This window comes from Bradyrhizobium sp. LeoB3 (assembly GCF_055456055.1).
The window spans coordinates 1-12,467 of the sequence record NZ_JBVBEF010000029.1 but is presented as its reverse complement, the minus strand read 5'-3'; the positions used below and the strand labels follow the sequence as shown (position 1 = coordinate 12,467).

The window sequence follows — 12,467 nt, the reverse complement described above, 5'->3', positions numbered from 1 at the left end:
ACTTCTCTCTTACCATCTTCAGTACAGTGTCCGCCGAGACAGCAGCCTTCGCGCCAATGCCCTTCACCAACCTCCCTGCGGCTTCGGCCTTCGCTCTACCGCGATCAGGCCACCGTTCAGGCGGAATACTTCCAGGATCAGCTGCGTCAGCGCGTCGGTTTCGCGGTCGGGCGAGGGAGCTTGCTGCGTGTCAACGTGCATCCATATTGAGAGGCCGCGGGCTTTGCTGTGGAGAGAACAATGGTGGCCGGACTGTTCGCCCTCGTCGCCGCGGCGGCGTTTGCCGGGGCGGCGTTCTATATCAACGTCGCCGAGCAGCCGGCGCGGCTCTTGCTCGATGATGCGAATCTGCTGCGGCAGTGGAAGCCGAGTTATGCGCGCGGTTTTGCGATGCAGGCGAGCCTTGCCGTCATCTCGGCGCTATCAGGGTTTCTCGCGAGCTGGCAGTTGCAGGATTGGCGGTGGTCGGTCGCGGCGGTGCTGATGCTGGCGAACTGGCCCTATACGCTGCTGGTGATGCTGCCGACCAACAAGCGGATCGAAGCATGGCCGCCCGAACAGGCGAATAGCGAGTCGCGTGCGCTTGTCGTCTCCTGGGGCTGGATGCATGCGGTGCGCACGGCACTGGGTCTGGCTGCAACCGCGATCTATCTGGCGCTGGCGGTCAGAGCATGATCGGGAAAAGTGGAAACCGGTTTTCCCTCGCGACAACCGCGTAGCGTTTGCGCGGAGATCATGCTCCAAATAAAACGCTACTTTCCGGCCGCTGCCTCGCGCGCCAGTCGCTCGGCTTTCAGCCGTTCGCGGTTTTTATGAAAGGCCTCTTGCGCGAGCTGATGCTCTCGCATGGCCTGCTCCGCATCGTGCCGTCGCTGGGCCTCCCTGGCCTTGCGCTGCTCCGGCGTTGGCTTTTCACGGGGTGTGTATGAATCAGACATGCAGCTTCAACGCGCGAGGCGACCAAAGGTTCCCTTCGCGTTGCGCGGCGAGACGAATTATCCCAATTAAATCAATATGATTTGGCCCGTCCAGGCTATCAGCGGAAAATAAACCGCTTCGGTTTCACCCCAAATCACCCATATAAATCCGCCGTCCCGCCCGGCAAGAGGGGCGGATCGCGATCGTCACGAACGCGCGGCGGGATGCGGTGGACGCGAGGGCTGGCGAACGACGAACGCCCGGCTCTTCGCGGACGGCGAAGTCGTGTGGTCCTGGCGCCCCGACGCTGGCGCTAAATCCTTGCGGGTTGGAGACATCTCCAAGGATGACGGTGGCAAGAAAGCCCGGTCACCGGGGAGAGCGCGAAGGAAACCGTTAAAACCATTGCGCAGGGAAGGCCGGCGTTGCTCCGGTTCACCTGTGGTCCTACCCCCGTGCTTTTTGTTGCACGGGGCCCACGGGTGCAATCGGCACCCGGTCTTCCCTGCGCCCTCTCTTTCTCGAGACGGGTGAAACGGACGCAAAGCTCGGGCAGGTCGTGCCGCGAGAATGCGGACGCGTGTTTCCTCAAACTCTGTTCGTCATGCCCCGCGCGCGGATGCCTCTGGAATACTGGGTCTTCCGGTCAAGCCGGACGATGACAGTGGCATGGCTGTTTGACAGCGGAGTGGCTGTTTGAAAATCGAATTTCAGCGCGCCTCAGCGCTTGAAGAGCTGGCGCAGCACTTCGTTCATCGCCTGGCTGTCCTGCGTCTCGCCGCTATCGCTCGGCGGCGCGGGCGCGGCGGATTGGGGCTGCGGTTCGGGCTGCTGCGGCTGCGCCGGCGGGATGCTGCGGCTCGGGCGCGGCGGCTGGGTCCCGCTGTTCAGGCCCTGCTGGATCAAATTGCCGATGGTCTCGCCGAGCAGTCCGCCACCTTGGCCGGATTGGCCGTTCGCGTTGCCGCCTTGGGCGCCGGCTCCGCTGCCCTGGCTGCCGCCGAGCGCGCCGTTCGGCCCGAACAGGCCCTTGCCCATCTCGCGCAGCTTGGCATAGGCGGCTTCGGGATTGTCGAGCATGCCCTGCATCTCCGGATAGATGCGCGGGCTATCCCACGGCCCCTCGATCATCACGGGGATGCCGAGGCCGACCGGATCAGAGCTGCGGCCCTGGCCCTCGGTGGTCAGCACCAGCTTCGGCTCGACGCGGAAGCCGATCATCTTGGTGCCGAGGTCGATGGTGCCGACGCCCGTCATCTTCACCAGCGGGCCGACCAGATTGAGATCGGTGGTCACCGCCTGGCCCTTGTCGATCTTGAACGAGGCCGAGAGCTGGCTCAGATCGGTCGCGAGCTGATCGCCCTCCTGCCAGCCGGAGAGCGGGCTCGTCGTCAGCGAACGGATCATCTGCGCGACGTTGAGGCCGCGGATCGCGCCGTCCCGGAACACGGCGAAGGCCGTGCCGCTCATATTTCCCATGATGGCGCGCTGGCTGTTGCCGGAGGAGCGCACCGCGATCTTCGCCTGCATCCTGCCGTCGATCTTGTCGAAATCGGCGAGGCTGCGCAGCAGCGGCAGCGCCCGCACATTGTTGAGGTCGGCGCCGAGCGCGTAAGTCGGATTGCTGGTGGTAACGTCGATGGCGAGATCGCCATTGGCGTTGCCCTCATAGGCGCCGAGATTGGCGAGGCGCGCCTTCAACACGCCGCTCATCAGCGTCGCCTCGATCGCCGCTGGGGCGAAGCGACCGTCGCCGATGTTGAGCTCGGCGGCGGAAATCTTCGCCTGCGCGTCGACATAGTTCAGCCCGATGAGGTCGAACGTGGCACTGCTCCAAGGTTGCGCCGCCGTCCCCGCCTGGCCGCGCTCCATCGCCAGCGAGAGCTTCTGGAAGTCGAGATCGAGCTTCACCAGCGGCTTGTTGCTGGCGACATCGACCGAGGCCCAGCCGTTGAACGCGCCGTCGCCGAGCGTGCCGCTGACGCCGTTGAACATCACCACCGCGCCGCTCAGCCGCACCTCGGTGCGCGCCGACAGCGGCGCCTGCAACAGGCCGGGCGCCTCAAAGGCGATTTCGGTCGGGATGTTCTGCCGCTCGATCGGCGCCGCCGGCGCGGTCGCCTTGATCTCGAATTTCAGCGGCTGGCCGCCGCCGCGCCCATTGCCGCTGATGACGATCTTGCGGTCGCTGCCGACGGCCATATCCGCGTTGACAGCCTCGATGCGGCCTTCGACGCGGTCGCGCACATTGGAGAACACGATCGTGCCGCCGGTGACGCTGACATGCTCGATGCCGAATTCGGCCTCGCCAGTGCCGGCGGCGCCGTTCCTTGCGGGCGGATTTGGCTCGCGCACGCGCTGCAGCGGCATGGTCAGGACCGGCCGCACGATCAGGAGGTCGGTGACGTGCGGCTGGCCCGACCACAGGCTCGCCAGCGTGACGTCAGCCCGGATGCTGCTCGCGGTCAGGCGGTTGTTGATCTCGCGGTCTTTCGGATCCTGCAGCGCGATGTCGTTCAGCGTGATGTTGAGCGACGGCCACAGGCTGATCTTGGCGCTGCCATTGATGGCGAGCCGATAGCCGGTCTGGCGCTCGACCCGATCCTGGATCGCCGACGTCAGGAAACCGGAGGGGATGCCGATCACGGCAAGCAGCGCGATGACCACGATCACGGTTCCGATCGCGGCGCCTGCGATTTTCAGTGCTCTCATCTCGACATTCCAGACCGCGCCAGCGTCACGCGCAAGTTTATCCCGGAAACAGGTTTCCCGCTCAAAGCGGCCGAAAATAATCCGCCGCAGCTGCGAACTTATGTGACTTATGCCACACTTCCAGGGGGGTGGATTTTGTTAATCCGGGCCGCAACGCAAGCCGCACGGGAGATTGTTGTGGAAGGCAGTACAATGAGCAAACAGGCCGAATTTGCGGTCATTTTGAAGATGAACCCGATGTTCGCCGATTTGGGCGCGGACGAATTGCAGCGGCTTGCGGGCCTTTGTCACACCCGGCACCTCCAGGCGGGCGAGGTGCTGTTCCAGAAGGGCGATGCCGGTGACGCCCTGTTCGCGGTGCGACGCGGCCAGATTCGCCTCGAGACCGGCGCCTCCGACGGCAGCCGGCTGACGCTCAACTTCATGAGGCCCGGTGAGCTGTTCGGCGAGGTTGCCGTCCTCGACGGCCAGGACCGCACCCTGGACGCGACCGCCGGCGAAGCAACCGAATTGTTCGTGCTGAGCCGCCAGGATTTTCACCGTTTCCTCGAGCGCGAGCCGAAGGTTGCCGTGAAGCTGATCGAGCTGCTCTGCCACCGCATCCGCTGGATGAGCGAGCGGATGCAGGAGTCGGCGTTGCAGCCCTTGCCGGTCCGCCTCGCCAAGCGGCTCTGTGCGCTGGCCTCCGATTCCGGTTCCGAAGTCCACATTTCGCAGGAACAGCTCGGCACCTGCGTCGGCGCGGCGCGCGAAAGCGTCAATCGACAACTCCAGCTCTGGCGCAAGGACGGTATCCTGGACGTGCAGCGCGGGCGGATCCTGCTGCACGACATGCCCAAACTGACCGCAGTGGCGAGGAACGAGTAGCGCTACTCGGCCGCGGGCGACACCATCGTGGGCGGCTGCTTGGCCGGTGGCTCGCCGTGGTGGTCGGAGGGCGGTTCCTCGTCGGCGTGCGAGACGATCAGCCGCTTGCCGAAGCGCCAGATCACGTTGCCGACGTCGTCCATCACCATGAACATCGCCGGCACGAACACCAGCGACAGCACCGTCGAGAACAGCAGGCCGCCGATCACGGCGAGCGCCATCGGCGAGCGGAACTCGCCGCCGGCGCCGACCGCCAGCGCGCTCGGCATCATGCCGGCCACCATCGCAACGGTCGTCATCACAATCGGGCGCGCGCGCTTCATGCCGGCATCGATCATCGCTTCCTCGCGGCGTTTGCCGGCGCGGATCGCCTCGATGGCGAATTCCACCAGCATGATCGCGTTCTTGGTCACGATGCCCATCAGCATCAGGATGCCGATCCACACCGGCGTGGTGAGCTGCTTGCCGGTGAGCAGCAGAGCGGCGATCGCGCCGCCGATCGAAAGCGGCAGCGAGAACAGGATGGTGATCGGCTGCAGGAAGGTGCCGAACAGCAACACCAGCACCGCATAGACCATCATCAGGCCGGCGGTGATTGCGGTGGCGAAGCCATCTGACAGCTCGTTGAGGCTTTCGGCGTCACCCGACGGGCTCACCTTGACGCCCTTCGGCAGGCTCTTCATCACCGGCAGTTCATAGATCTGCTTGGTGGCATCGCCGAGCGCGGCGTTGCCGACGAGGTCGGCCGCGACGGTGGCCTGCCGCTCGCGGTCGTAGCGGTTGATGCTGGTCGGGCCCTGGTCGAGCTGGATGTCGGCGACAACGGACAGCGGCACGCCACCGCGTTCGCCGCGCTGGCCGAGCGGCACCCGCAATTGCTGCAGCATCTGCAGGTCGCTGCGCGCGCTATCCTCGAGCTGGACGCGGATCGGCACCTGGCGGTCGCCAGCGTCGAATTTTGCCAGCGCCGGGCCGACATCGCCGATGGTCGCCACGCGGATCGTCTGCGACAGGCTTTCAGTGGAGACGCCGAGCCGTGCCGCCAGTTCGGAGCGCGGGCGGATGCGCAGTTCGGGACGATCGAGCGCGGTTTCCGAGATCACATTGGCGATGATCGGAATCCGCTTCATCTGCGTCGCCAGCTCGCTTGCGACGTTGTTGACGATATTGCTGTCGACGCCGGTCACGACCAGCGAGATCGCCCGCAGGCCGTTCTCGTCGAGGAACCAGTAGCGGATGTCGGGGACGTTCTCGAGCTCATTGCCGATCGAGAGCTCGAGCTCGCGCTGGGTGATCTTGCGCTCGTTTTTTGGCGTGTAGTTGATGATGAGCGCGGCGCGCCGCACCTCCTGCGTGCCCGGCGGAACCCGGCCGCCGTCGACGAATATGCTTCTCACCTCCGGCCGCTTGCGCAGGCGCGCGACGATTTCTTCCGTCACCTTCTCGGTCTGCGCAAGCTGCGACCCCGGCGGCAGCTCCATCGCCAGCAGCGAGCGCGCGGTGTCCTGCGCCGGCAGGAATCCCTGCGGCAGCAGCTTGATGCTCCAGATCGATGCCGCGAAGACGGCAAAGCCGATCACCACTGTGATGTAATGATGCTTCACCGACCAAGTGACCAGGCTGTGATAGGTCCGCAGTATGCGGCCCGGCGGCGGCTCCTCGTGGGCCTGATGTTTGAGGAAATAGGCAGCCAGCATCGGCGTGACAAAGCGCGCTGCAAGCAGCGAGAAGAACACCTGAACCGACACCGTGATGCCGAACTGCTTGAAGAACTGGCCGGCGATACCAGACATGAAGCTTGCCGGCGCGAAGATCGCGATGATGGTGAGCGAGATCGCGATCACCGCAAGCCCGATCTCGTCCGCGGCTTCCAGCGCAGCGCGATAGGGCGATTTGCCCATGCGCATGTGGCGCACGATGTTCTCGATCTCGACGATGGCGTCGTCGACCAGGATGCCGGTCGAGAGCGTGATGGCGAGGAAGCTGACGAGGTTGAGCGAGAAGCCCAGAATGTCCATCGCCCAGAATGCCGGGAAGATCGATAGCGGCAGCGAGACCGCGGCGATGATGGTGGCGCGAAGGTCGCGCAGGAACAACAGCACGATGATGACGGCGAGGATCGCGCCCTCGAACAGGGTCGAGATCGCCGCCTCATAGTTGCCCTTGGTGAATTCGACCGAAGTGTCGATCAGCTTGAGATCGACATCGGGGTAGGCGGCCTTCAGCGCATCGATCCGCTTCTGCACCGCGGCGGCGACCACCACATCGCTCGCGCCCTTGGAGCGTTTGATGCCGAGCGCGACCACCGGCTCGCCGTTGAAGCGGGCGAAGGTGCGGCGATCGGCGATGGTGTCGGTCACCGTGCCGAGATCGTCGAGCCGCACCTCGCCGCCGCCGAACAGCGGGATCATGGTGCCGGCAAGCTCGTTCAGCGTCTTGGCGCCGGCGAGCGTGCGGATCGCCTGATCGTTCTTGCCGATCTCGGCGCGGCCGCCGGCGAGGTCGACATTGGTGCCGCGCAGGATCTGGCTGACATTGACGGCTGTCAGCCCCGCCGCCTGCAGCCGGTCGGGATCGAGCGAGACCAGGATCTCGCGCTCGACGCCGCCGATGCGCTCGACCTGGGCGACGCCGCGCACGCCCTGCAGCGCGCGCTTGACCACGTCGTCGACGAAATAGGAAAGCTGCTCCGGCGTCTTGCCCGGTGAAATCGCTGCATAGGTGACGATCGGCAGGCCGATGACGTCGACGCGCTGGATCAGCGGTTCGGTGACGTTTTGCGGCAGGTTGGCGCGCACGCGGGTGACGGCGTCCTTGACGTCGTTCAGCGCGCGATCGGTGTTGGTCTCCAGCGCGAACTGGATCGTGGTCACCGACAGGCCGTCGGTGATCGAAGAGGAGATGTGGCGCACGCCCTCGACGCCCGAGACGCCGTCTTCGATCGTCTTGGTGACCTGCGCTTCCAGTTCCGACGGTGCTGCGCCGAACTGCGACACCGCAACCGAGATCACGGGGATATCGGCGCTCGGCAGCCGCGTGACCGCAAGCTTGGTGAAGGAGACCCAGCCCAGCACCAAAAGGATGATCGAGAAGACGATCGACGGCAGCGGGTTCCGAATCGACCAAGCCGAGATATTCAAAGCCATTAGCGTGTCCGCGTGCGCTCGAGTTCGTCGGCGAACATGATCTTGATCTGGTCGCCATCATGCAGCGAGGTGCCAGCGTCGGCGACGACGATTTCGCCGACGTCGAGGCCCTCAAGGATTTCCGTTGAGGTGTCCGAGGTCAGCCCGACCCGCACTTTCCGTGTCTCGATCGTGTTGCCCTTGACGACCTGCAACGTAAGGCGGTCGATCGCGGTGCGCGGAACGGCGACGCCGCAAGAGCGCTTGGCGTCGATATTGGCGCGGGCGAACATGCCGACCTTCAGCGAAGGATTGTTGGTAAGGGATATCCTGACACGGCCGAGCTGGGTGTTGCGGTCGATCTGCGGCGAGATCTGCCGTACCTTGCCGACCATGTCGGGCGCATCGTCGCGGCTGATCCGCACGGTTGCGCCCGGATTGAGCTTCAAGAGGTGAATGCTCGGCACCTCGGCTTCCAGCTCGATTTCGTTGTTGATCGCGATGCGGAACATCGGTCCGGCCTGCGGCGAGGCGGGGGCGCCCACGGCGGTCCGCACCTCGGTGACCAGGCCCGCGGCCGGCGCGCGCAAGGAAAGCGATGCTGCGCGTCCGCCGCCCTGGGCTGCTTGCTGTTGTTGCTGCGGCGGCGGGGTCAGCCGCGCCAGTTCCTGGTTCTCGGTCACGGTGTCGCCCTCGCGGACCAGGACATCGCTGACCTTGGAGCCCTCGTGATCGACGCCAACCTGCGCTTCGCGACGCGGCACGATATGGCCGGTGACGCGCACCATGTCGGAGAAGCAGGCATTGGTGGCTTTGGTGACGACGACGAGGGCCTGGCCCGGCGTGTCCTTCTCTTCCGGACGCGGCCGGTGCTCGAACCAGTAGTAGCCGGCGCCGAGTGCGACGACGAAGACTGTTCCGAGCACAGGCTTTAGGTATTCGGAGAATTTCATCGCCGGATCGATCCAGACCTGAAGTTTAGCTGAAGCGGAACGCTTCGAATTGTTTTCAGTCTTATTGCTAAAACAAATGCGTCTCGCAGGGGATGCGAGACGCATATTACCCTCAAAATAGCACGTGGCGCTACGCCGTTTACCCGGACGGGATTACTTGGACGCGGTTGCCTTGTTTTCCATGTTCACGACCTGCACACGGCGGTTCGCTTCCGCCAGCGGCTGGCTCGGATCCTTCAGCTTGCTCTTGCCGTAGCCGACGGTGACGAGATCGGAACCGTTGACGCCATATTTGTCGACGAGATAGCGCTTGATCGCCTCGGCGCGGCGCTCGGAGAGGTCCTGGTTGAAGGCCTCGCTGCCGGCGGCGTCGGTGTGGCCGGCTACGACGAAGGTCGAGCCCTTCAGGTCGGCATTGGTCAGAGCGCGGCCCAAGGCCTGCACGGAGGGCAGCGACTTGGCGTTGATCTGCGCCGAATTGTAATCGAAGTTGATCTCCAGATCGATCTTGGGCTTGTCCTTGACGATGGTCGCGATCTCCTCGCGCTCGGCCGACGACAGCGAGCGGGTGGAGCGGCCGCGGATCGTCTGCACGAACTTGTCCTCCGCGGCGTTTGCGGCTGGCTCGACCTTCGGCGCGATCGACAGGCCGCGGGTCAACGGCTTCTTCTCTGGCGTCAGCGCCCTCAGGATTTGCTCTTCGGTGACGTTGTCGCCGGCCCGGGCGGCCACCACGCCAAGGGCAAGCGCTGCGCCGATCGTCGCAACCGAAAGCATCGCAGCAAGATTCTTCTTCGCGGTGATCTCGAACATTGTCAGCCCCCGTTGCGCCGTGCGCGCGATTTCAAATCGATTAGCCAAATCACTGCCGGTGCTCGATCCCGGCCCATCTTAAATTCTTAGTCTCGCACATCCCCGTCCGAGGTTCGAGGCCGGACGGAACTAGCTATCCAAATTATCGTCACTGCACGCCATAATCGGCGAATTCCTTGACGATATTCGGGTCCATCGCCTTGGCGTTGGTGATGTCCAGATCCCCTTCCGCGACCGAGCCGTTGCGCTTCTTGGCAAGCCCGCGTCCGTAGAGAGATGACGTCAACCTGGGATTGAGCTTCAGCGCCGCATCGAAATCGGCAATGGCGTTCTTGGTCTGCCCGCTCTTCAGATTCAAAAGGCCGCGGCTGTCGAGCGCGTCGACGAAATTCGGCCGCAGCCGCAGCGCCTCGTTGCAATCCTTCAGCGCAGCCTGCAGGTCGCCGATCACGGTGCGGGCCCAGCAGCGGTTGTTGTAGGCTTCGACATCCTTGGGGTTTAATCGAAGCGAGTTGTCGAAGTCCTTGATCGCGAGCTCGTAGGCGCCCTTGCTGGCATAGACCTGACCGCGGCGGTAAAGAGCTGCTGCATCATCCGGATTGTCGTTGAGCCGTGCCGTCAGGGTCTTGATGGTCGGATCATCGGCCAGCGTGTCGGCCTGCTTCGGGGCGGGTGGTGTCGACGGTGTAGCGACGTCCGCCGGCCGCGGCATCGGCGGCGGTGGTAATGGCAACTGCTCGGATGGAGGCGGCGCCGTGGTGGTCTGCACCGGAGGCGCGGGCGGCGGCGACGGCGGGGCAGGTGGAGCCGGCGGGGCGACCGCCGACTGAGCCGGCGGTGGCGGCGGAGGTTCGGGCGGCGGCGGGCTCTGCGGCCGCGCCGCTGAACCTGGAACGAAAGAGAAATCTTCCGCGAGCGAAGACGAGATCCACGGCACCTGCTCGCTGCGCGAGGCGCGGGTGACACCGACACGGGTGCGATTCAGCGTCTCCTCCGCCATCAGGTCGGGGGTGCGGATCTCCTTGAGCAATTCCCGCACGAACAGGCTGTGGTCGCTGCCATTGTCCGAGATCACGGACGACAGCGCCGCCGAATACATCACCAGCGTTCCGTTCGGCGCGATCACCGGCGCAAGGCCGGCTGAAAAGCTGCGGAATCGGCGCTCGAACGGGTTGCGCCTGGAAGCATCGATCAGCGCGATCTTGACGCCGGCGCCGCGGCTGTTGATCTCGCCGAGCGCCGTCTCGAGGCTGAAACCGTCGCGGCGGACGTCGGCCTCGCTCCAGATCTGGGCATCGATCGGGATCATATAGCTCTGGCGGCTGGACTGGATACCATAGCCCGAGAAGAACAAGAGGACGACCGAGCCCGGCTTGATCTTGCCGTAGAGTCGCTCGAAGGCGTGCCGCATTTGTTCGCCGGTTAGATTTTCCCCGATGTCGACGCTGAAGCCGTCGCGCTTGAGCTCGTCGGCGACGTCGCGCGCGTCATTGATCGGCTCCTTCAGCGGCGCATCCGCGTCCGGATATTTGGCGTTGCCGATCACCAGGGCAAAGCGGTCGCCCGCAGCGAAAGAGGGTGCGGTCGAGGCGACGGCAAAAATCAATGTGAGGAGTAAAGCAAAGCAGATGTGCATAATCGCCGCAGTCTAGCCAAAAAGACGCCGATCCCGGTCTGCGCCGCGGCGACCTTACTTCACGCAACCGGCATTATCAAACCGCGCCCATGGGCCGTCAACCACTTGCGCCGTCGTCGTTAATTGCGACAATTAAGCGCGAAGAAGCGGCTTCCGGCAGGGAATGAAGCGCGGTTGTTCCGGTGGCAGCGCTGGTTCCGTCGACAACGCCGCGGACCGCAATGCGACACCCCTCACACCCTGACGCCCTCTCACATTGGCTCGCACGGTCCTGTCATGCAGCCGCAGCAGGCCTGCAGGATTTGACCTTTGCGGATGACAATGGCTTGCTTGTCGCGCAAGCGGCCACTCAACCAAGAAAAGCGACGCCAATGGGAAACGCCTACGAGATCTATGCTCTGCGCTATGCGACGATGTCGCCGCGCACCCCGAACATGAACTTTCTTGCGCCCGATCCGCATGAGACCGCGGCGCAGGCCCTCGATTACTTCGTCTGGCTGGTTCGGGGAGCGGGCCGCGACATTCTGGTCGATACCGGCTTCAATGCTGAGGAGGCCGAGCTGCGCGCCCGCAAGCTGACTCTCAATCCGGTCGATGCGCTGGATCGCTTTGGCGTTTCGGCGGCATCGATTCGGGACGTGATCGTCACCCACTTGCATTACGACCACGCCGGCAATCTCGATCGCTTCCCGAACGCTCGCTTCCATTTGCAGGAACGCGAGATGAGCTACGCGACCGGACGGTGCATGTGCAACGGCATGCTGCGGCACCCGTTCTCGATCGAGCATGTGACGCTGATGGTTCGCCACGTGTATGGCGAGCGCGTCACGTTCCACTCCGGAGATGGCGAGGTCGCGCCTGGAATCACCGTGCACCGCGTCGGCGGCCATTCAGATGGGCTGCAGGTGGTGCGGGTCGAGACCGCGCGCGGCCCCGTGGTGCTGGCATCCGATGCCGCGCATTACTACGCCAATCTGCACAAGCGCAGTCCGTTTCCGATCGTCTACAATGTCGGCGACATGGCGATCGGCTGGGAAACCGTCGAGCGGCTCGCCGGACATCCCGATCGTTTCATCCCCGGGCATGATCCAATCGTCGCCGAGATCTATCCGCGCGCGAGCGACAAGGTCGATGCGTATGCGCTGCATCTCGCGCCCTCGCGCTCGTTTGCGAAGTAGGTGTTGCTGGCGCCTTGCGCGTCATTACGAAGCACATCAGCCGCCCTCATCCTGAGGAGCCTGCGCAGCAGGCGTCTCGAAGGATGAGGCCACCGGCTGGGCCTCATGGTTCGAGACGCCGCTTTGCGGCTCCTCACCATGAGGGTCTCACAGCGGTAGGTCCTAGAGCATGATGAGATCAGGTCGAATTGGCGCCACGTCGGAGGTGCCTTACCTCTCCCCGTCGGGGAGAGGTCGGATCGCATCGTGAGATGCGATCCGGGTG

General features: G+C 64.3%; 9 protein-coding genes. 3 read left to right on the top strand and 6 right to left on the bottom strand.

The genetic code is table 11. The features are described from left to right. Nucleotides 1–243: 243 nt before the first annotated feature. Complete coding sequence (locus ACZXDY_RS19850) at nt 244–675, top strand: anthrone oxygenase family protein (protein ID WP_464346687.1); 432 nt, start codon at nt 244–246, stop codon at nt 673–675. Nucleotides 676–752: 77 nt separating this feature from the next. On the opposite strand, the gene ACZXDY_RS19845 is transcribed toward ACZXDY_RS19850, so the two are convergent. Continuing rightward, nucleotides 753–938, bottom strand: a complete 186-nt coding sequence (locus tag ACZXDY_RS19845; protein WP_080663593.1) for a hypothetical protein — start codon at nt 936–938, stop codon at nt 753–755. Between the two features lie 700 nt (nt 939–1,638). Further along, on the bottom strand, nt 1,639–3,630 hold the full coding sequence (locus tag ACZXDY_RS19840) for an AsmA family protein (RefSeq protein ID WP_464346639.1): 1,992 nt from the start codon (nt 3,628–3,630) through the stop codon (nt 1,639–1,641). A gap of 192 nt (nt 3,631–3,822) precedes the next feature. Between ACZXDY_RS19840 and ACZXDY_RS19835 the strand changes: the two genes are divergently transcribed. Continuing rightward, nucleotides 3,823–4,497 (top strand): Crp/Fnr family transcriptional regulator, encoded by a 675-nt coding sequence (locus ACZXDY_RS19835; RefSeq protein ID WP_028162360.1) that lies wholly within the window; start codon nt 3,823–3,825, stop codon nt 4,495–4,497. A gap of 2 nt (nt 4,498–4,499) precedes the next feature. On the opposite strand, the gene ACZXDY_RS19830 is transcribed toward ACZXDY_RS19835, so the two are convergent. From ACZXDY_RS19830 to ACZXDY_RS19815, 4 genes are all read right to left on the bottom strand, one after another. Next, nucleotides 4,500–7,643 (bottom strand): efflux RND transporter permease subunit, encoded by a 3,144-nt coding sequence (locus ACZXDY_RS19830; protein ID WP_130230264.1) that lies wholly within the window; start codon nt 7,641–7,643, stop codon nt 4,500–4,502. Continuing rightward, entirely contained in the window at nt 7,643–8,575 is a 933-nt protein-coding gene (locus ACZXDY_RS19825; RefSeq protein WP_028162358.1) for an efflux RND transporter periplasmic adaptor subunit, read from the bottom strand. Before ACZXDY_RS19825 ends, ACZXDY_RS19830 begins: the two co-directional genes overlap by 1 nt. Nucleotides 8,576–8,728: 153 nt before the next feature. After that, a complete protein-coding gene (locus tag ACZXDY_RS19820) occupies nt 8,729–9,388 on the bottom strand; it encodes an OmpA family protein (protein ID WP_464346638.1) in 660 nt (219 codons plus the stop codon). Nucleotides 9,389–9,536: 148 nt separating this feature from the next. Next, nucleotides 9,537–11,024 (bottom strand): caspase family protein, encoded by a 1,488-nt coding sequence (locus ACZXDY_RS19815; RefSeq protein ID WP_464346637.1) that lies wholly within the window; start codon nt 11,022–11,024, stop codon nt 9,537–9,539. 371 nt (nt 11,025–11,395) lie between these two features. Between ACZXDY_RS19815 and ACZXDY_RS19810 the strand changes: the two genes are divergently transcribed. After that, nucleotides 11,396–12,202 (top strand): N-acyl homoserine lactonase family protein, encoded by an 807-nt coding sequence (locus tag ACZXDY_RS19810; RefSeq protein ID WP_028162355.1) that lies wholly within the window; start codon nt 11,396–11,398, stop codon nt 12,200–12,202. Nucleotides 12,203–12,467: the final 265 nt, after the last annotated feature.